At 70.5% G+C, this 19,881-nt stretch carries 15 protein-coding genes; 5 read left to right on the top strand and 10 right to left on the bottom strand.

Going from position 1 to position 19,881, the window contains the following annotated elements; genetic code table 11:
• Positions 1-239 precede the first annotated feature (239 nt).
• The 3 genes from ACQUSR_RS11355 to ACQUSR_RS11345 form a co-directional block, all read right to left on the bottom strand.
• Entirely contained in the window at positions 240-515 is a 276-nt protein-coding gene (locus ACQUSR_RS11355) for an exodeoxyribonuclease VII small subunit (protein ID WP_431042447.1), read from the bottom strand.
• A 10-nt stretch (positions 516-525) separates the two neighbouring features.
• Entirely contained in the window at positions 526-1,746 is a 1,221-nt protein-coding gene (gene xseA / locus ACQUSR_RS11350) for an exodeoxyribonuclease VII large subunit (protein ID WP_431042446.1), read from the bottom strand.
• A 133-nt stretch (positions 1,747-1,879) separates the two neighbouring features.
• On the bottom strand, positions 1,880-3,592 hold the full coding sequence (locus tag ACQUSR_RS11345) for an APC family permease (RefSeq protein WP_431042445.1): 1,713 nt from the start codon (positions 3,590-3,592) through the stop codon (positions 1,880-1,882).
• An 83-nt stretch (positions 3,593-3,675) separates the two neighbouring features.
• Between ACQUSR_RS11345 and ACQUSR_RS11340 the strand changes: the two genes are divergently transcribed.
• Positions 3,676-4,659 (top strand): 4-hydroxy-3-methylbut-2-enyl diphosphate reductase, encoded by a 984-nt coding sequence (locus ACQUSR_RS11340; protein WP_431042444.1) that lies wholly within the window; start codon positions 3,676-3,678, stop codon positions 4,657-4,659.
• 195 nt (positions 4,660-4,854) lie between these two features.
• Positions 4,855-5,637 carry a polyphosphate--glucose phosphotransferase gene (ppgK, locus tag ACQUSR_RS11335; protein WP_431042443.1) on the top strand — a complete coding sequence of 261 codons (783 nt, stop codon included), beginning with the start codon at positions 4,855-4,857 and terminating at the stop codon, positions 5,635-5,637.
• Here ppgK and ACQUSR_RS11330 read toward each other — a convergent pair.
• The gene (locus tag ACQUSR_RS11330) at positions 5,525-6,109 is read right to left on the bottom strand and encodes a DUF6542 domain-containing protein (RefSeq protein ID WP_431042442.1); all 585 of its coding nucleotides are present in this window, start codon (positions 6,107-6,109) and stop codon (positions 5,525-5,527) included. The genes ppgK and ACQUSR_RS11330 overlap by 113 nt on opposite strands.
• Before the next feature lie 484 nt (positions 6,110-6,593).
• On the opposite strand from ACQUSR_RS11330, the gene ychF reads away from it, so the two are divergent.
• A complete protein-coding gene (ychF, locus tag ACQUSR_RS11325; protein WP_431042441.1) occupies positions 6,594-7,682 on the top strand; it encodes a redox-regulated ATPase YchF in 1,089 nt (362 codons plus the stop codon).
• A 190-nt stretch (positions 7,683-7,872) separates the two neighbouring features.
• Here the strand turns inward: ychF and ACQUSR_RS11320 are convergent, their stop codons facing one another.
• The 5 genes from ACQUSR_RS11320 to ACQUSR_RS11300 form a co-directional block, all read right to left on the bottom strand.
• Positions 7,873-9,753: a DNA/RNA helicase domain-containing protein gene (locus ACQUSR_RS11320; protein ID WP_431042440.1), complete on the bottom strand. Its 1,881-nt coding sequence runs from the start codon at positions 9,751-9,753 to the stop codon at positions 7,873-7,875.
• Positions 9,754-9,861: 108 nt separating this feature from the next.
• Positions 9,862-11,919, bottom strand: a complete 2,058-nt coding sequence (locus ACQUSR_RS11315; RefSeq protein WP_431042439.1) for a DUF2075 domain-containing protein — start codon at positions 11,917-11,919, stop codon at positions 9,862-9,864.
• Positions 11,920-12,082: 163 nt separating this feature from the next.
• Entirely contained in the window at positions 12,083-12,211 is a 129-nt protein-coding gene (locus ACQUSR_RS11310) for a DUF6408 family protein (protein ID WP_431042438.1), read from the bottom strand.
• 691 nt (positions 12,212-12,902) lie between these two features.
• Positions 12,903-13,484 (bottom strand): Uma2 family endonuclease, encoded by a 582-nt coding sequence (locus ACQUSR_RS11305; RefSeq protein WP_431042437.1) that lies wholly within the window; start codon positions 13,482-13,484, stop codon positions 12,903-12,905.
• A 182-nt stretch (positions 13,485-13,666) separates the two neighbouring features.
• Positions 13,667-13,948 (bottom strand): hypothetical protein, encoded by a 282-nt coding sequence (locus ACQUSR_RS11300; protein ID WP_431042436.1) that lies wholly within the window; start codon positions 13,946-13,948, stop codon positions 13,667-13,669.
• Between the two features lie 271 nt (positions 13,949-14,219).
• Here ACQUSR_RS11300 and ACQUSR_RS11295 point away from each other — a divergent pair, with 271 nt between their 5' ends.
• Positions 14,220-17,000 (top strand): SpoIIE family protein phosphatase, encoded by a 2,781-nt coding sequence (locus tag ACQUSR_RS11295; protein WP_431042435.1) that lies wholly within the window; start codon positions 14,220-14,222, stop codon positions 16,998-17,000.
• A 78-nt stretch (positions 17,001-17,078) separates the two neighbouring features.
• Here ACQUSR_RS11295 and ACQUSR_RS11290 read toward each other — a convergent pair whose 3' ends face one another.
• On the bottom strand, positions 17,079-18,491 hold the full coding sequence (locus tag ACQUSR_RS11290) for a M1 family metallopeptidase (RefSeq protein WP_431042434.1): 1,413 nt from the start codon (positions 18,489-18,491) through the stop codon (positions 17,079-17,081).
• Positions 18,492-18,866: 375 nt separating this feature from the next.
• Between ACQUSR_RS11290 and ACQUSR_RS11285 the strand changes: the two genes are divergently transcribed.
• On the top strand, positions 18,867-19,619 hold the full coding sequence (locus ACQUSR_RS11285; RefSeq protein ID WP_431042433.1) for a GntR family transcriptional regulator: 753 nt from the start codon (positions 18,867-18,869) through the stop codon (positions 19,617-19,619).
• Positions 19,620-19,881: the final 262 nt, after the last annotated feature.

Genomic DNA, 19,881 nt, shown 5'->3' with positions numbered 1-19,881 from the left:
GAACCTTCTGGGTGCGTACGGGGTCGTTCTGACATCAACTACCGTACACCTCATGTATTAAGTTTCAACTAAATGGGGGGTGGAGTGGCCGGTGTCACAGTTCGTGATCAGCTCTCTGGCCCACCCGCTCAGTGTCCGCGCGCCCGCTCGGTGCCGCGCGCCGCTCGGCGCTGGCCCGCTCGCTCAGTGCCCGCGCACCGGCTCAGCGCTCGCCCGCTCGCTCAGTGCCGCGTACTCGCTCAGCGCTCGCCGTCGGCCTCCGTTTCGCCGCTCCCGGCAGGGGCGCCGTCCGGTCGGGCCAGTGCCGCGTCCAGTCGGGCCCGCGCGCCGTCGAGCCAGCGGCGGCAGACCCGGGCCAGCTCCTCGCCGCGCTCCCACAGCGCCAGCGACTCCTCCAGCGTCGTGCCGCCCGCCTCCAGGCGGCGTACCACCTCGACCAGCTCGTCGCGCGCCTGCTCGTACCCCAGGGTGGACTCCGCGGTCATGCCGTCCCGGTCCCCGTCAGTTGTCGACATGCCCAACACCCTATGCGGGGTCACCGACAGCGGCCCGGACCGTGAACTCGCCTTCGGCGACCCGTGCCCGCAGCCGTTCGTCCGCCGCGACCTCTGCGGGGTCGCGGACCACCGACCCGTTCGCGTGCTGGAGCACCGCGTACCCCCGGCGCAGCGTCGCCGCCGGGGACAGGGCCACCACCCGCGCCCGGGTGTGCTCCAGCTCCGAGTCGGCCCGGTCCAGCAGATGCCCCAGGGTGCGGCGGCCGCGTTCGATCAGCGCGTCGACCTGCTCCGCGCGCTCCTCCACCATGCGGTGCGGCCGCTGTATGCACGGCCGGGCCAGCGCCGAGGCCAGCCCGTGCTCCTCGCGGTCCAGGAAGCCGCCCACCGCCCGCAGCGCGCGCTCGCGCAGCTGCTGGATCCGGGACAGCTCCTCGCCCACGTCCGGGACGATCTTCTTGGCCGCGTCGGTGGGGGTGGAGGCGCGCAGGTCCGCCACCAGGTCCAGCAGCGGCGAGTCCGGCTCGTGCCCGATCGCGGAGACCACGGGGGTGGCGCAGGCGGCCACCGCCCGCACCAGCTGCTCGTCGGAGAACGGCAGCAGGTCCTCCACGCTGCCGCCGCCGCGCGCCACCACGATCACGTCCACCTCCGGCAGCGCGTCCAGCTCCCGGACCGCCGCCACGACCTGCGGCACCGCGTGCACCCCCTGCACGGCGACGTTGCGCACCTCGAAGCGGACGGCGGGCCAGCGCAGCCGGGCGTTCTCCAGGACGTCCCGCTCCGCCGCCGAGGCGCGGCCGCAGACCAGGCCGATGAGCTGCGGCAGGAACGGCAGCGGCTTCTTCCGGTCGGCCGCGAAGAGCCCCTCGGCCCCCAGCGACCGCTTGAGCAGCTCCAGCCGGGCCAGCAGCTCGCCGACGCCCACCGGGCGGATCTCGGCGGCCCGGAGCGACAGCTGGCCGCGCGGCGCGTACCACTCCGGCTTCGCTTGGACCACGACGCGCGCGCCCTCGGAGACGACGTCCGCCACCTTGTCGAAGACCGAGCGGAAGCAGGTGACGGACAGCGAGATGTCGTAACTGGGATCGCGCAGGGTCAGGAACACCACGCCGGCGCCGGGCCGCCGGGACAGCTGGGTGATCTGCCCCTCGACCCAGACCGCCCCGAGCCGGTCGATCCAGCCGCCGATGAGCCGGGAGACCTCGCCGACCGGGATCGGGGACTCCGCCGAGGTGTCGATTGCCATGCGCCGAGCGTATCGGCCGGTGCTGACAGGGGATCCGGTCAGCGCGCGCTCCGCGCCGGAAGCCTGTGTTCCACCAGGGGATCCGGTCACCGCGCGGTGCGCGCCGAAGCCTGTGTTCCGCCAAGGGATCCCGTCACCGCGCGCTGCGCGCCGGAAGCCTGTGTTCCGCCAGCAGTACGGCCAGCCCTACCGCGCACCAGATCAGTCCGACCACCTGCGCCACGCCCGACGCCCGCACGATCACGGCGACCGAGATGCCCATGCCCAGCAGCGGCACCAGGAGGTGCCGCAGCAGATGCCGTTCCGTATGCCGCCCCCCATGCGATGAGTCCGCGTGATGCCGTGAATTCGCGTGATGCCGTGAATCCGCGTGGCGGCGGATCCAGAACCAGCCGATCACCGACGCGTGCAGCAGCGTGAAGGCCGTCAGCGCTCCGATGTCCACCACCGACACCAGCCGGTCCAGGCCGTCGTCGCGCCGCGCCGCCCACACCGCCGCCACCAGCGTCAGGACGCCCGAGCCCAGTAGCGCCCGGCGCGGCACCCCGCTGTGGGCGTCCACCTTCGCCAGCGTCGCGGGCAGCCGCCGGTCGCGGGACATCGCGAACACCAGCCGCGCGGCCGCGGCCTGCCCGGCCAGGGCGGCGAAGGCCGCGCCGATCGCCTTGCTCACCGCCACCAGGTCGCGCAGCCAGTCTCCGACGGCCGCGTCCACCGTGTCGTAGAAGGCGGCCCCCTGCTTCGCCGGATCGCCTGCCAGCTCCGCCGCCGGGACCGGCGACAGCAGTGCCGCCAGGTACGTCTGCGCAGTGAACAGCACGCCTGCCACCACCAGGCAGGTCAGCACCGCCCGCGCGACCTGTGCCGAGCCGCCCGCCCGTGCGACCTGCGCCGAACCGCCTGCCCGGGCGACCTGTGCCGAGCCGCCTGCCCGCGCGACCTGTGCCGAGTTGCCCGCCCGTGCGACCTGCGCCGAGCCGCCCACCCGGCGTCTGCCACCACCCTGGCCGGGAAGCGCTTCACGCGCTCTCCCCTCCTCCGGGTCTTCCGCCTCCTCCGCGAAGGACGCGATGGCGTCGAAGCCCAGATACGACAGCACCGCCACCGACACCGCGCTGAGGACCGCCCCCAGGGAGAGCGACCCCTGCGCGGTGAACGGCGAGACCCAGTCGCGGCGCGCCCCGTGCACCGCCAGCTGCGCCAGCGCCGCCGACACGAACACCACCAGCACCGCGATCTCCATCGCCAGCACCAGGAAGCCGACCCGCGCGGCGGCCCGTACACCGCACAGGTTCAGCCCCGTGGTGACCACGACGGCGACGGCAGTCCACACCCACCGGTCCACCTCCGGTACCAGCGCCTCCATCGCGATGCCGGAGAACAGATACGCGACCGCCGGGATCAGCAGATAGTCCAGCATCGCCATCCACCCGGCGACGAACCCCGCGCCTTCGCCGAGCCCCAGCCGCGCGTAGGTGAACACCGACCCCGCCTGTGGGGCGACCCGCACCATTTGGGCGTACGAGAAGGCGGTGAACGCCATCGCGGCCGTCGCCACGGCGTAGACCAGCGCGACCGCGCCGTGCGAGGTGGCGTCGAGGGTGCCGAAGACGCCGACCGGGGCCATCGGGGCGATGAAGAGCAGGCCGTAGACGACGAGGTCCCGGAAGGTGAGCGTGCGCCGCAGCCCGCCGCCGTGGTCGTGGTCGCGGCCATGGTCGCCACCAGCGCGGTCGCCGCGGGGCCCGCCGCCATCGCCGTGGTCGCGGCCATGGTCGCCACCTGCGCGGTCGTCGCCGCGGCCGCCGCCGTCATCGGCGCCGCTGCCGCCGCGCCGTACCGCCATCCGGCCTCCTCGTAGCGCTCCGCCTCAGTCTGGGCCAATGTCCCGCGCTTCCCGGGCTGCGCCACGGCCTTACGATGGGGGGCATGACTGCAACGCCTTCCCGCCGGGTCCTGCTCGCCGCCCCCCGGGGCTACTGCGCGGGCGTGGACCGTGCCGTGATCGCCGTCGAGAAGGCTCTGGAGCAGTACGGCGCGCCGATCTACGTGCGCCACGAGATCGTCCACAACAAGTACGTCGTACAGACCCTGGAGAGGAAGGGCGCGATCTTCGTCGAGCAGACGTCGGAGGTCCCCGAGGGGTCGATCGTGATGTTCTCCGCGCACGGCGTGGCGCCCGTGGTCCACGAGGAGGCCAAGGCCGGCCGGCTCGCCACCATCGACGCGACCTGCCCCCTGGTCACCAAGGTCCACAAGGAGGCCGTGCGGTACGCGGACGAGGACTACGACATCCTCCTGATCGGCCACGAGGGCCATGAGGAGGTCATCGGCACGTCGGGAGAGGCGCCGGACCACATCCAGCTGGTCGACGGCCCCGGCGACGTCGCCAAGGTCGAGGTTCGCGACCCGTCCAAGGTCGTCTGGCTCTCCCAGACCACGCTCTCCGTCGACGAGACGATGGAGACGGTCGACGCTCTGAAGGGGAAGTTCCCGCTCCTCGTCTCGCCGCCGAGCGACGACATCTGCTATGCGACGCAGAACCGCCAGCAGGCGGTGAAGCAGATGGGCGCCGAGTCCGACCTGGTGATCGTGGTCGGCTCGCGCAACTCCTCGAACTCCAAGCGCCTGGTCGAGGTCGCCAAACTCGCGGGCGCGCGCGAGGCGTACCTGGTGGACTTCGCCTCCGAGATCGACGAGGCCTGGTTGGAGGGCGTGGCGACGGTCGGCGTCACCTCCGGCGCCTCCGTCCCCGAGGTGCTGGTCGAGCAGGTCCTGGAGTGGCTGGCGCAGCGCGGATACGAGGACGTCGAGATCGTGAAGACGGCCGAGGAGTCCATCACCTTCTCGCTGCCGAAGGAGCTGCGCCGGGACCTGCGCGCGGAGGCGGCGGCCGCGAAGGAAGAGGACTGACGCAGGGGGCGTCGGGGCCGTGCCGGAAGCGGAGTGACGCGGGGCCGTCGCGATCGCGGCGGCTGGGGGCCCCTCTGCGGACACCCCCGGACGGAGTCTGAGTCTGAGTCTGAGGGAGGCCGCGCCGGGGGAGGCAGGCCGCCGGTTACCGCCAGTTGACGAGTGCGGCGGGCCGTACCGCCCTAGCCTGGCGTCATGAGTCTGACGAACGTCTTCGGCGTGGACATCGGAGGTTCGGGCATCAAGGGCGCCCCGGTCGACCTGGAGCGCGGCGACCTCGCCGACGAGCGCTTCAAGGTGCTGACCCCGCAGCCCGCGACTCCGGACGCGGTCGCGGACCGCGTCCGGGAGGTCGCGGAGCACTTCGGCTGGGAGGGCCGTCCGGTCGGGGTCACGTTCCCCGGTGTGGTGACCGACGGTACGACGCGGACGGCCGCCAATGTCGACAAGGGCTGGATCGGCGTCGACGCGGCCGGGCTGCTGAGCGACCGGCTCGGATCACCGGTCACCGTACTCAACGACGCGGACGCGGCCGGCTACGCGGAGATGGCCTTCGGTGCGGGCCGGGGCCGTACCGGCACGGTCGTCCTGCTCACCTTCGGCACCGGCATCGGCAGCGCCGTCTTCACCGGTGGCCGGCTGGTCCCCAACACCGAGCTCGGCCATCTCGAACTGGACGGGCACGAGGCGGAGAAGCGCGCCTCGACCAAGGCCAAGGAGGACCACGACCTCAGTTGGCAGCATTGGGCGCGCCGGGTCCGGAAGTACCTGGCGCATGTGGAGATGCTGCTGTCGCCCGAGCTGTTCGTGATCGGGGGCGGGGTGAGCCGCAAGGCGGAGAAGTTCCTGCCGCTGATCGAGGGTGTCAGGGCCGAGATCGTTCCCGCTGAGCTCCAGAACAACGCGGGGATCGTGGGGGCGGGGATGGCTGCCGCCGCTGCTGCTCATGGCGTCGCCGCAGCTGCTGTCGGCGATTGACCAGCGCGACCCGGCGTACGAGCACGATCACGGCGGTCAGCAGCGTTCCGGCGTAGAGCCAGCCCGCGTTCAGCGACAGCGAGGTGAACACGCCCATCGCCTGGCCGCCCAGCCCGTCCCCGCTGTCGTTGGCGGGGAACAGCCCCAGCAGGAAGGCGATCGGCGTGCCGACCGGGGCGGTGAGCAGGTCCGCGGGCCGCACCCACACCCCGCAGGCGACGCAGGTCAGGAGGTACAGCACCCCGTATAGACCGGCGGAGCCGGAGAACAGCGCGTCCAGGCAGCCCACGGCCAGCATGGCCACCACGGCGAGCAGCCCGGTGCCGAATCCCGTCAGCCGCGGTCTGGGCATGCGGACGCGCAGGGCGAGCGCCCAGGAGGCCGGACCGGTGGCGGCTACGGTGCCGTCGGCGGCAGGGCGGGGCGGCGGGGCCGCCGTGCGGCGGGGCGGACGCGTGCTGTGTGGCTCCACCCCACCAACCTAGGCGGCCCGAGGCAAGGAGCAGACCTATGGACACGCTGTTTGACTCACCTTGGCGGCGTGTTCGAACGATTGTCGGAGGATAGGGAGACCGGACCGGACGGGCGCCTGCAGCCTCCGAGGGCGGCGGGCGCGAAAGGGTCGGCCGGAGACGGCGGGCGCGAACGCGGTCGACCAGAGCGGGAGGCGGGACGGCGGGCGCGGGCGCGGCGAGGGGCGTGACCCTGCGGAGGCCGGTGGCGAGACGGCGGGTGTGGGTGGGGCGAGGGCGTGACCCGGCAGAGGCGGGAGGCGAGACGGCGGGCGCGGGCGCGGCGAGGGGCGTGATCCGGCGGAGGCCGGTGGCGAGACGGCAGTCGCGATCACGGCCGGGGGCGCGGCCAGGGGTGGTGCGTGCCCCGGCCCCGTAAACTGGGGGACCGGCCCTGCCCGGGGCCCGGTCCTTTACTCCTCATCCGTTACGGGAAGTCGCCACGTGTCGCTCACGATCGGAATCGTCGGTCTGCCGAATGTCGGTAAGTCGACCCTGTTCAACGCCCTGACCAAGAACGACGTCCTGGCGGCCAACTACCCGTTCGCCACCATCGAGCCGAACGTCGGCGTGGTAGGCGTCCCCGACCCGCGCCTGGACAAGCTCGCAGAGATCTTCACCTCGCAGCGCAAGCTCCCGGCCACGGTCGACTTCGTCGACATCGCGGGTATCGTGCGCGGCGCGAGCGAGGGCGAGGGCCTGGGGAACAAGTTCCTGGCGAACATTCGCGAGTCCGACGCGATCTGCCAGGTCATCCGGGCCTTCAAGGACGAGAACGTCGTCCACGTCGACGGCAAGGTCTCGCCGAAGGACGACATCGAGACGATCAACACCGAGCTGATCCTCGCCGACCTCCAGACCATCGAGAAGGTCCTGCCGCGCCTGGCCAAGGAGGCGCGCATCAAGAAGGACGTCCAGCCCAAGGTCAAGGCCGTGGAGGAGGTCAAGGCCATCCTGGAGGAGGGCCGCACCCTCTTCTCGGCCGGCATCGTCCAGGGCACGGAGCAGGCCGCGATCCTGCACGACCTGCACCTGCTCACCACCAAGCCGTTCCTCTACGTCTTCAACGTCGACGAGGACGAGCTGACGGACGACGCCTTCAAGGACGAGCAGCGCGCCCTGGTCGCCCCGGCCGAAGCGATCTTCCTGAACGCCAAGCTGGAGGCCGACCTCGCCGAGCTGGACGACGAGGAGGCCCTGGAACTCCTCCAGTCTGTAGGCCAGGACGAACCGGGCCTGGCCACCCTCGCCCGCGTCGGCTTCGACACCCTGGGCCTCCAGACGTACCTCACGGCCGGCCCCAAGGAGGCCCGGGCCTGGACGATCAAGAAGGGCGCGACGGCCCCCGAGGCGGCCGGTGTGATCCACACCGACTTCCAGAAGGGCTTCATCAAGGCCGAGGTGATCTCCTTCGACGACCTGGTCGAGACCGGCTCGGTCGCCGACGCCCGCGCGGCGGGCAAGGCCCGCATGGAGGGCAAGGAGTACGTGATGCAGGACGGGGACGTGGTGGAGTTCCGCTTCAACGTCTGAGTGGCGGAATTGGCACCACGTTGACCGGCCTGGCAAACATGCAGGTCAGAAGGGGTCGACTCCTGAGGGGGTCGACCCCTCGTTTCTTCCCGTGCTGGGATGGTGCTGGAATTCCTGATCTCCATCAGCTGTTGGCCCCGCCTGAAATGCGCCGGGCTCGGCGTTCCGCGCCAGACGAGAGCGAAGTGGATCACACAGCAGCGAGGCTCGAGGTCGCGCCGGTCAGCTCCCGCAGCTTCTGGCGTGTCTCGGCGTCGGTCGAGTACACCACCGTGCCGATCATTCCCCGCGTCAACAGCACCTTGTACGTGTTGCGAATCAGCCGGTCTACATCCGCGTCCGGAGTCGACTTCTTGAAGACCGGGTCCTTGGACGCCGTACGGTCGGTGACCCAGCGATCGCCGCGCCACACCAGGTCGGGGCCGATGATGACACCACTCCAGTCGTACTCGAAGCCCTGCGCCGTGTACACGCAGCCCACTTGACCGAAACCGGCCGGATCGGTTGCCCACAGGGCGGCCGGAGGTGCGCCTCCGATGGCTCGGTCACCGAAGACGTTCCACGGGCGTTCCCACTCCCCGACGATGACGTCTGCGGGCAGCGCCTGCCCGGGTGGGACCTTCTTCGTCCACTTCCAGCAGTAACCCGCGGACATGCGCGCACTGTATTTCTGTGCGCGGCGGCCGTCGAGGAACGCCTCCATCTCCTGCGGACTGTCCGCGACCATGAGCTGCATCTTGTCGTCGGGCTCCCATGCCACAGGGCCACCCGGCTCAAGCCCCAACAGCCGTACCACCCACCGCAGATACGCATCGCTGCCACCGCACCGGAACTGGCTGTCCAGCGTCACCACCTGGTAGCGGAGCCCCTTCTTCGCAGCGGCCGCCTGGATCTCGGCGACCGTACCCATCTCGCCGGGCCGAACGACCTGATGCTCGTCCAGCAGGAATACCGGGACGCGTGCCGCGTCGATGAGCTCCTCGATCTGGGCCTTGCCGGTGCGGTTCGATGCCGGCGTGTAGCGGTTGGCCGATGTCTCCCGCATGCGGTGAGCTTCGTCACAGATCAGGACATCGAGACCGTTGCGCTCGGCGGTCATGAAGCTGTTGAAGTACTTGAAGAGATCCTGGACCTCACGCTTCCGAGCGCCCGCGACCTTTCTCATCGTCGTCGTGAACGAGCTGGAGCCCGTCGCGTGCAGCGCGGTGGTGCCCTGCCGGTACAGCTCGCCAAGGAGTGACAGCGCGATGACGCTCTTGCCGGTGCCGGGCCCGCCGGTGACGACCACGACTTCCTTGTGGTCGGACTGCTTGGCACGGCGGACAGCATTGAGGACCGTGCGGTACGCGATCTGCTGCTCGTCCAGCAGGACGAACTGCTCGCGCTCACGGACCTCTTGGGCGGCCACTGCCATGAGCTGCTTGGACGGGCCGATCTTCCCGTTGACGAGCTCGTCCGCGGCCGAAGCGCCGGACTCTGCCCCCAGCTTCGTACGCAGAAAGTCGATGAACTCCCCGCGCCGCGCACCGATGAAGAGCTGACCGTACTGGTCCTGCTCGGCTTCGAATAGCCCGCTGACGCCGAAATCGGTGGCATTGTGTAGATACGCGGCGCCGCTGATGCGTTCCGGGTGCTCGGCCAGTGCTCCGTTGAAGGAGATGAGGTACTGGCAGTAGCCGCGTACCTGGTCGACGGGGTTGAGCACCGCCCGGGCGTATGAGTCGATGCGGCACAGCGACGGATCGTCGTCGTCCGGTTCGGCGCTGCTCCACTGCTTCAGCTCCACGACGACGTACGACGGCAGACCGGTCTCGGGGTGCACCCCGGCCAGCACGGCATCGGCCCGCTTGCTGTTCAGCGGCAGCCCGTACTCCAGGAGTATCTCAACCTGCCCGAGCCCCGCATCGTTGAGCGCGCTCGCGAGTACGGGGATGCTCCGCTCCCACGAGCGGACCTCGGACGAACCAGGCTTGTGACCGTGCATGTGCACGAACTGCTCCGTCAGGCGGAAGAAGAGAGCACCGGAGAGGCACTCGGCAGCGACCGCGGCCGCGGAGTCGCGGAACAGCAAGGAATGCCCCCAGGCAGCACGAAGGAACTCGTGCGGGTGGGGGCATGTCCTGTGACTCCGGCAGGCGGAGCGGAAGCCCGGCGGGCCGCAGCTACGACGGGATCAAGGCTACCTGTGACGTCTGCGGTAGGCGGGTGGCAGCTGTGATCCTTCAGCGGTGAGCTTCGGCTGGGCGCCGTCGTAGTGCTGCATGCCGATGGCGCCCGTGATGAGCCTGCGCAGTTCGTTGTGTGTTGCCGGGTCAACCGCGTAGACCACGGTGCCGACGACACCGCGGGTGAGGAGCACGTGGTAGGCGTTACGGACACACCGGTCGACGATCGTGTCGTCGACCGGGCCACGGAAGGCAGGATCGCGGGAAGCGGTCCGGTCCACCGTGAACTGCCCGTTACGGAACAGCAGGTCGGGGCCGATGACGACGCCGTTCCAGTCGTACTCGAAGGTCTGTGCCGTGTAGACGCAGCCGATCTGCCCGATGCCGCGGGGATCGGTCGACCACAGATGCGACTTCGGTGCGTTCGGCACACTGTGCTGCGGCTTCACATTCCACGGTCGGCGCCAGTCGCCGATACGGACGTCGTCGACGAGTTGATCCCCGTCGGGGTTGCTCCACGGCCAGCAGAAGCCCGCGGTGATGCGCGCCGTGGCTCCCTCAAGGCCACGTTCCCGGATGAACTGCTCCATTTGCCCGGGGGAGTCGGCGACCGTGAGCGTCATCCGCCCGTCCGATCGCCAGGTCACTGGATCGGAGGCGCCCAGCCCCAGCAACTGCTGGACCCAGCTCTGGTACCGCTTGCTGCCACCCGCCCGGAATGTTCCCTCCAGATCTGTCACTTCGACCAGACAACCGCTGTCCTCGGCGAGCTCCTTGAGATAGCCGGCGGTGCCCACTTCGTCCGGACGGATCGACTGATGGTCGTCGAGCAGGAAAATCGGCACTTTGGCGGCCCTGATCAACTCAGTCGCCTGCGGCCGGTCGTCGTCCCGGAGCTCCTTCGGCGTCCAGCGGTATGTCGAGCTGCGCCGCATGCGGTGCGCCTCGTCGCAGATCAGGACATCGATGCTGTCGGGCGGAGTGTCGGTGAAGCTGTTGAAGTACTGGTACAGCCTGCCAGCCGCTTTGCGCTTGTTCGACAACTGCCCGTGGCGTGCCGTACTGAGCATGATCTCGCGCAGAGTCTCCGTGTACGCGTGGGATCCGCTGGCCAGCACGGCCTCGCGGCCTTTGAGCCCGAGCGCACGCTGCAACTCCAGGGCCACGGCGCTCTTCCCGCTGCCAGGGCCGCCCCGCAGGATGTAAACGCGTTTGCGCTCCGGATCGAGGGCAGGGCCATGGGCGGTGTCGGCATCGTAGAACAGTCCGACGTTGAGGCTGGTGAGGGGCGCGGTCTTTTCCAGGTGCCGGGTGATCCGGTCGACCGCGACGTACTGCTCGTCGAGGAGGGTGAGACCGCCGCCGGTGACGGACCGCTGCCGCGCCACGTCGGTGACCTTGAGCAAAGGGTCGCGGCGAGCCTGCTCCAGTGCGTGTGCGGCTCGTTTCCCGGACGCGGGGGCGAATCTCGAGGTGAGGACTCGCCGGAACCGATCCAGGTCGTCCAGCGTGTAGAGAAAACCGTGGTCGGTCTCGGGCAGATCGAACAGCGCCTCCACGTCCGCGTCCCGCGCGTTGTGGAGCAGTGCCACCCCCATCAACCGATCGTCGATCTCCCGAAGGTGGGGGAGGTAGCGCACCATGTACTCGCAGTAGCGCTGGACCTGCCGCACCGGATGCAGCTTGTTCTTCCCGTCGCCGAACCCGAGGTCGACGGCAATCGGGCACCGGGGATCGACCGTGGCGTGCCGTACCTGCTTCAGCTCCACCGCGAGGTACGAGTCGGTTCCCGTGCCAGGATGCTGTCCACACAGCACTAGGTCGACTGCCGAATTAGTGTGTGGCAGGTCGACCTCGACCTGCACCTCCACTTCGTCGAGACCGCAGTCCAGCAGCGCCTTGACCACTACGGGGATGCTGTTGTTCCAGGAGGCGACATCGCCCTGATCCGCCGAGCGTCCCTTGTCGCCGGAATGCTTTTTGATCAGCTGCTCGGTGAGCGGGAGATGAGCCGATCCGGCCCGGGCAACGATGAGTCGACCGAGCTCGGCTGCGGACAGTTGCAGGAGCACGAAGGTTCCCCAGGCACGAAATGACTCGTGCGGGTGGGGGCATGTCCTTCGTGGCTCCACCGAAGCAGAGCGGAAGCCCGTCGGGCCGCAATGACGATCCGTAGATTAACCCGGGCTGCGGCAGGATGAGGGGCGGGCCCCGGAGACCCGCCCGCCGCCCGGCTCAGCCGAGACGGTGCACCACGGCCTGCGCCAGCGCCCACATCAGGTTCGAGCCGAGGCTCGCCGCGATGCCCACCAGGACATCACGGACCCAAACGCGGTGCTTGGGCGTGTACTCGACGGCAGCCATAGGAATGCGTCCCCTTCGGTTGTGACCGGTGACGGATGCCGGGTGGCTCCCGCCGGGAGCGCACCATGAGGCTGCGTCACCGAACCGAAAGGGCCTACGTCTCCGCAGGCTGTGTCGCGTGATTCCTCCGGGGAGGACACGCGGTGCAGGCTTACGCTAGCTGACGACTGGGCTCCTTGGTCAAGGAGTCAATACTGAGGAAGCCCCGTCAGGCGGCGGCGTGAGATGGCGACGGACAGCTTGAGTCAGCACCTCACCCGTTGCCTCGCGGTCGAGCAGTAGGGCTGCGACCGTCGCCGCCGCAGCATTCAGGCTGTACGGAGTGCTCGGACGACCTGCTGGCGCGGCCGTGGCCGGTTGTCCCGGATCCATTTCTGTCGCAGGTGTGGCAGGTCATCCAGGGTTGAACCCGCGAGTGCCACATCGCCGCTGCCCTGCATGGGGCGGCCAAGGGGACGTCTGAGCTGCATGGTGCTGGGATGACGCTCCCGTGCTGGGAGTGTGCTGGGAATGGCCTCCGGAAAAAATCACATCTCCGCGGGTGGCAGCTCTGCGCTCGATAGTCCGCTTCAACGTGTGATCGGTCCGTGGCCGCATGCTGGGTGACTCGTCAAGCATGCAGGTCAGAAGGGGTCGGGCTCCAGTGAGCCCGACCCCTTCTGCACTCCCGTGGCGACGTGGTGCTGACTCTTCAGTTGCTCCGCGGCGGGGTGAGCTTGTCGAGGTCCAGGCTGATCTCGAAGGGCACCGGGCGCTGGAGGGTGCCCCGGAAGATACCGGCGGGTGCGTAGGCGCCGGTGGGTTCGTCGAGTTCGTAGACGTGGACGACGGGTGCCCCGTCCTCGTCCTCGATGCACCAGTAGTGCGGGATGCCGGCCTCTGCGTACTTGCGAAGTTTTACTGTGCGATCGCGGTGGGCGGACTCGGGGGACACAGCCTCCACGACGAGCTTCACGTCCTCCGGCGCGTACCAGGTCCGGTCGGGGTCATAGGGCAGGTCCGTCAGCAAGAGGTCCGGCTCGGGGCGGTTGCGGGTATCGAGGCGGATCGTCATCTCCCGCTCGACCTCGAAGCCAGTCGGCGCCTGCGCCATGAGCGTGGTGGTCAGGGCGGTGACGAGGCGGCCATGCCAGGACCGCTGCGGCGACATCATGAAGACGAGCGCTCCATCGATCAACTCGGTGTGGCGAGGGGCCTCGGGGAGGCGGTCCAAGTCCTCCGCGAACCAGCCCTCGTCGCGCGGTGGGCGCATCCAGTCGGGCAGTGCGGTCATGGCTCAACCGTATCGGCTCGACGAGGCTCGGAACACGACGTCGTCAATGACGCGACCGTCCCTGCCGTCCGCGCGCTGGCCCCGGCCGCCGCCCGTGCGGACCCTGTGCTGACTCTGCCTCGCACCAGCATCGTTTTCGCAGTCCAGAGCAGGGCTCGCCCTCGCCGGCGACGGCTCGTCTGTCAGGCCGGGAAGAAGGCGTGGACCGGGGAGAGGCGGGGCGGGGCTGTCGGGGGTGGGAAGCCCAGGGACTCCTGGGCGGGACGCAGCTTCGGCAGGAACGCCTCCATCGCCTCCGGCGACTCCCATACGTCGACGACCCGAAGGCCCTCGTCCGTGACGATCGCGGCATGGCTGAGCAGGCCTGCGATGCGCTGACCCGAGCGGGTGCCGATGAGACCGGTCAAGTCGTCGTACTGCTCGGCCGTCACGCCCGGGTACTCGATCTCCATCAGCACAGCCACCGGAACCTCCTCGCCTCCGCCACCTCACGCTACCGCCGGTGACCCGCACCCGCCCCCCAACCGTGCCGGTGGGCCGCCGCAGGGTGTGGCGCGGGGGCCGGGGCGGGCCCGGCGCGCCGTTCACCCGTCGTTGGCACATCCTGGTGGAGAGGACTCGTATGCGTCCGTACCGGGAGGGCGCGGCATGGGTGGCATGGGTGAGGACAGGCCGGGGCCGGGGGGAGCCCGGCCGTCGGCCGGGGGCCCGGGCGGCGGTGGTGCGGGGGACAGCGTGCCGCGCCGTCTCGCCTTCGAGGACGCCCTCGCCGCGCACCTGATCGCCGCCGTACGCGCCGCGGGCGGCTACGGCGGCGGGATCTACATGCGGTCGCGTGACCGCAGAACGCTCGTGCTCGCCATGGTCGCCGGGGTGCCCAGCTCAGTGATCAGGAACTGGTGGCGGCTCCCGGTCAGCGGCGCGCTGCCGGCCCCCGAGGCGTACCGCACCGGGCGGCCCGTCCACCTCGCGGACGAAGGCGAGACCATGCGCCGCTTTCCGCAGCTCTCGGTCGGGATGCCGTACCGGTTCGCCTCCCACTGCCAGCCCGTACGGGTCGGCGATGAGGTCGTCGGCATCCTGTACGTGCTCTGGGCCGCCGGGAAGGCGCCCGCGCCCGATGGCCTCGGCGGCCCTGGTGGGCCCGTCTTCTCCGCCGCCGAGGACATGGGACGGTCCCTGACCGCGATGGCGGCGGCGGGCTGGCGGGTGGAGTACGAGGACGACCCGATCAGCGTGCGGCTGCCCGCCGAGGTCGCCGGGGTGCGGGTGGGGTTGATCGACTGGGACCTCGACGCCGGCGTCTTCGTCGCCGACGACGAGGCGTGTGCCGTCCTCGGCGTCGATCCCGACGACTTCGGCGGCACCATCGCCGATCTGGAGTGGCGTGTCTGCCCGGACGACCTGCATGAGCTGCGCGGCGCCGAGCGGGACCTGGAGGAGCGGGGCTGGGTGCGCGGCCGTACGTTCCGGGTGCGGGACACCAGCGCCGAGGGCGACGAGACACATGGTGGTGCCTACGCCGATGCCGCGGGTGGCGAGGAGGCCCGGTACCGGCCCGTCGAACTGTGGGCCCGGTCCGTGCAGCTGCCCCTGCTTCCGCCGGCGCCCGGCCGCCCGGCAGTGGATGGAGGGCCGCCGTCGGCTGAGGGGCCGCCTTCGGCCGGGGGTGCGCCGGAGTCCGGTGCTCCGCCTTCGGTCGGGGGGTCGCCTGCGTCCGGTGCTCCGCGTTCGGCCGGGGGTGCGCCCGAGTCCGGTGCTCCGCCTCCGCCCGGCGCACCGCCTTCGCCCAGTGCCCCGCCCCCGTCCGCCGCACCGCCCCCACCCACCGGCCCGCCCCCGCCCGTGCACGGTCCGCCGCCGTCCGCTCCGGCCGCCGGGTCGCGCCGCCTCGTCGGCGTCGTCGTCGACGCCGTCTCCGGGACCACCGCCGCCGAAGCCGCCGAACGGCTGCCCGACGGGGTCTTCTCCCTCGACCAGGACGGCCGCCTCACGTACGCCAACCGCAGCGCCGAGGAGCTGCTGCGCACTCCCCGGGCCGAGCTGCTCGGCCGCTACCCGTGGCACATGATGCCCTGGCTGTCGGACCCGGAGTACGAGGACCGCTACCGGGCGGCCATGCTCTCCCAGGAGCCCACGTCCTTCATCGTCCGCCATCCGGCCGGGGAGTGGCTGGGCTTCGTGCTCTACCCCGATGTGCACGGGCTGACCGGCCGGGTCTTCCCCAGCAAGCCGCCCCCGCGGCACGTGTGGCCCGGCGTGCGCCGGGAACCGGTGCCGCGGGCGGCGATGCCCCACGCGGCCGCCGTGACCCGGCCCGGCGCCCTCTACGCGGTCGTCCACATGGCCAGCGTGCTCACCGAGGCCGTCTCCGTACGCGAGGTCTGCCGAGCCGTCGCCGACCACCTCATGCCCATGATCGGCGGCCATGAGCTGGCCCTGTACCTGGTGCGGAACAAGCGGATGTTCCTGGCCTGGGAATCCGGTTACCCGGAGGGCTTCCTCGACCGGTTCGAGGGCGTCGGCCTCGACGAGCGGCTGCCCGGTGTCGAGACGATGACCACCGGTGTGCCGATCTTCTTCGAGTCGCCCCGGCAGCTGTCCGACGCCTACCCCGGCATCGTGCTGGACCCGATGCGCGCCTGGGCCTTCCTGCCGCTGATCGCCTCCGGCCAGGCCGTCGGCTCCTGCATCCTCGGCTTCGAGGCGCCGCGCGTCTTCACCGCCGACGAGCGTGCCACGCTGACGGCGCTGGCCGGGCTCGCCGCCCAGGCGCTGGAGCGCGCCCGGCTGTACGACGCGGAGTTCGCCCTCGCCCGTGGCCTCCAGACCGCGCTCCTGCCGCACCGGCTGCCACCGGTTCCCGGGCTGCGGACGGCCGGGCGCTATCTGCCGGGCACCCAGGGCATGGAGATCGGCGGCGACTGGTACGACGTCATCGAGTCGGCGCGCGGAGTGGCCCTGGTCATCGGGGACGTGGAGGGCCACAGCGTCGCCGCCGCCGCCGTCATGGGCCAGCTGCGCAGCGCCGTGATCGCCCTGGCACCCGCCGCGGCGGGCCCCGGCGAGGTCGTCAGCCGGACGAACCGGTTGCTGATGGACCTGGACGCGGGCCTCTGCGCCACCTGCTGCTACATCGAACTGGACCCGAGAACGGGAACCGGCCTGGGCGTACGGGCGGGCCACCCGCCACCCGTGCTGCGCCGCCCCGACGGGCGTACGGAGGTGCTGGACCTGGCCGGAGGCACCATGCTCGGCGTGGTCCCGCTGGGCGACTACCCGGTCACCCCGGTGACGCTGCCGCGCGGGGCGGTCCTGGCGCTGTACACCGACGGGCTGGTCGAGCAGCCGGGACAGGACATCGACGAGGGCGTGGCGGAGTTGAGCGCGTGCCTGGCCCGTACGCCGACCGATTCGCTGGAGTCCATGGCGGACGGCGTCATCCAGGTGGCCCGGCGCACCGAAGACCGGCCGGACGACGTGGCGCTGCTGTTGACCATGTACGCCGGACTGTGAGCGGCGTTCACCCTCGCAGGCCCCGCAGGCCCAGCCCGCGGCCGCCGCAGCCCGCGGGGCCACGGCTGCGCCGCGGGGCTACGGCTTCGCCGGCTTCCCGTCGCCGTACAGCCACGTGTCGAACAGCTTCCCGAGGTCCTTGCCCGACTTCTTCTCGCACAGCTCGATGAACTGCTTGGTGTCGGCGACGCCGTGCCGGTGCGCCTTGGTCCAGGCACGGACGATGGCGAAGAACGTGTCGTCGCCCACGGCCCGGCGGACCTTGTGCAGGACCATCGCCGCGCGGCCGTAGACCGGGGCGTCCAGGACGCGGTCGCCGCTGGGCGGGTTGCCGGGCGGGAAGTCCCAGATGCCGTCGCTCTCGTCGTCCTCGCCGTTCCAGAAGTCCTCGAAGGCCTCGTCGGTGGTGCGCTTGCCGTGGTCCTCGTCCCACAGCCATTCCGCGTAGGTGGCGAAGCCCTCGTTCAGCCAGACGTCCTTCCAGGTGCGCGGCGTGACGGAGTTGCCGAACCACTGGTGCGCGAACTCGTGCACCATCAGCTGCCGGTCGGGCGCCCGGTCGAAGAAGGGCTTGGTCTGGGTCTCCAGGGCGTACTCGATCTTGGGCGCGTGGTCGATGATCACGCCGGTCGTCGCGAAGGGGTACGGGCCGAAGCGCTTGCTCTGCCATTCGAGGAGTTCGCTGACCGATGCGTTCGCGTCGGCGCTGTCGTCGAGCTCGTCGTAGTCGATGGCGTTGTACTGGCGGATTCCGCTGTCCGTCGTGGTCTCGGTGAACTCGAAGGACCCCACGGCGACGGTGGCCAGATAGCTGGCCATCGGCTCGGGGGACTGCCACTCGAACGTCTCCCGCTTGCCCGTCTTCTCATGGCTCTTCAGGTCGCCGTTGGAGACGGCCGTGTAGCCCTTGGGGACGGTGATGTCGATGTCGTAGGCGGCCTTGTCGGACGGGTGGTGGTTGCCGGGGAACCAGGCCATCGAGCCGTTGGGCTGGCCCAGGGCGACCGCCCCGTCGTCCGTCTCGATCCAGCCCTCCATCGACTCGTCCGGGTCGATGATCGTCTTCGGTGAACCGTCGTAGCGGACGGTGGCCTTGAAGATACGGCCCTTGGACAGGGAGGACTCGGGAGTGACCGTCAGTTCCGTGCCGCTGCGCGAGAACTTCGCGGGCTTCCCGTCCACGGTGGCCTCGCGCACCCGCGGCCCGGCGAAGTCGAGGTTGAACGAGCTGATCGGGCCGGTCGCGCGGGCGGTGATCTCGGCGGTGGCCTTCAGCTGGTTGCCTTCGGGCTGGTAGTCGAGGGTGAGGCCGTAGTGCGTGACGTCGTAGCCGCCGTTGCCCTGCTGGGGGAAGAGCGGGTCGCCGATGCCGGCGGCGCCGGCCTTGGTGGCGGAGTTGTCCTCGGCGGAGTCGGAGCCGCCGGTGCAGGCCGCGCAGGTGATGAGCAGCAGCGCGCCGGAGAGGGCCCGCAGGGATGAACGACGGGGCACGTACGGCGCTCCTCGGCTCGGACTCGGTGTCAGGTCGGTGGTCGGCCGCCTGTTTCGGACAGGTGTCCACGTCGGACGGGTGTCCGCGCTGGATGGGTGTCCACGCGGGACAGGCATCCGCGTCGGACGGGTGTCCGTGTCGGACAAGCGATCCGCTTCGGAGGGGTGTCCGCTTCGGTTGGTCGATCGTCCGGCCTCAATTCAACTGGGGGTGCCCGTCCGTTGTCGAACTGCTATGCCCTTGAAACGGCTCACGTACCGAATAAACCTCTCTGAGCTGCGGTTCACCACTTCCGGTGATGCTTTGGCCCTTAGTTGCGGGCGCCAACCCACGGTTGCCAAGCTGTTGCTCACTGTCAACCTCAGGGAGAGAACGTGGCCTTCGGTGACCAACCCGCATATCTCCGCGTCGCCGACGACCTCCGGCAGAAGATCGTCGGCGGCGAGCTTCCGCCGCACACCCGACTCCCCTCGCAGGCCCGCATCCGCGAGGTGTACGGCGTCTCCGACACCGTCGCCCTGGAGGCCCGCAAGGTGCTGATGGCCGAGGGGCTGGTGGAGGGCCGTTCCGGCTCGGGTACGTATGTGCGCGCGCAGCCCGAGCCGCGCCGGCTGGTGCGCAGCGGCTTCCGGGCCCTGGGTGACTCGACGCCCTTCCGGCAGGAGCAGGCCGACGAGCAGATGCGCGGCACCTGGGAGTCCAGCAGCGAACGGGAGGCGGCGGGCCCGGCGGTCGCCGACCGGCTGGACATCGCCCCCGGCGACGAGGTGATGCGTACGCGGTATGTGCTGCGGTCGGCGGGCGAGGCGGTGCTGCTGTCCACCTCGTGGGAGCCGCTGGCGCTCACCGGGCGGACGCCGGTGATGCTGCCGGAGGAGGGCCCGCTGGCCGGGCGGGGTGTGGTCGAGCGGATGGCGGCCATCGGGCTGACCGTGGACAACGTCGCGGAGGAGGTCGGCGCCCGGCCGGGGCTCGCCGAGGAGACCCTGGCGCTCGGCGGGGTGCCGGGCCACGGCGTGCTCGTCATCTCCCGCACCTTCTTCGCCGGCGGCCGCGCGGTGGAGACCGCGGACGTGGTCGCGCTCTCCGACCGGTACCGCGTCTCCTACCGCCTGCCGGTGAAGTGATCCCCCCCCCGCCTGCCGTGACGTGATCCCCGTATGCCGGTGAAGTGACCCCCGTACGCCGAGCGGGCGGCGGTGTCCTCCCCTCGGGCAGAGGACGCCGCGCGCCCCGGCGTGATCCGGCGTGATCCGGCGTGACCCAGGGAAGACGCCACGGGCGCCGGCCGGGATACCGGACATCTGTCCGAAAATCGGCACCCAACCCGGCCGGAGAGTGTTGCAAACCTCACAGAACGCCTGGTCAGGGCCGATTATCGGAATTTAC

The organism is Streptomyces sp. P1-3 (assembly GCF_050613155.1).
Taxonomy (GTDB): domain Bacteria; phylum Actinomycetota; class Actinomycetes; order Streptomycetales; family Streptomycetaceae; genus Streptomyces.
This window is presented reverse-complemented; position numbering and strand designations above follow the sequence as displayed.

Excerpts from the sequence above, each read along its gene's own strand:
- ACQUSR_RS11355 (WP_431042447.1), bottom strand. The coding sequence starts at position 515 with ATGTCGACAACTGACGGGGACCGGGACGGCATGACCGCGGAGTCCACC.
- xseA (WP_431042446.1), bottom strand. The coding sequence starts at position 1,746 with ATGGCAATCGACACCTCGGCGGAGTCCCCGATCCCGGTCGGCGAGGTC.
- ACQUSR_RS11345 (WP_431042445.1), bottom strand. The coding sequence starts at position 3,592 with ATGGCGGTACGGCGCGGCGGCAGCGGCGCCGATGACGGCGGCGGCCGC.
- ACQUSR_RS11340 (WP_431042444.1), top strand. The coding sequence starts at position 3,676 with ATGACTGCAACGCCTTCCCGCCGGGTCCTGCTCGCCGCCCCCCGGGGC.
- ppgK (WP_431042443.1), top strand. The coding sequence starts at position 4,855 with ATGAGTCTGACGAACGTCTTCGGCGTGGACATCGGAGGTTCGGGCATC.
- ACQUSR_RS11310 (WP_431042438.1), bottom strand. The coding sequence starts at position 12,211 with ATGGCTGCCGTCGAGTACACGCCCAAGCACCGCGTTTGGGTCCGTGAT.
- ACQUSR_RS11305 (WP_431042437.1), bottom strand. The coding sequence starts at position 13,484 with ATGACCGCACTGCCCGACTGGATGCGCCCACCGCGCGACGAGGGCTGG.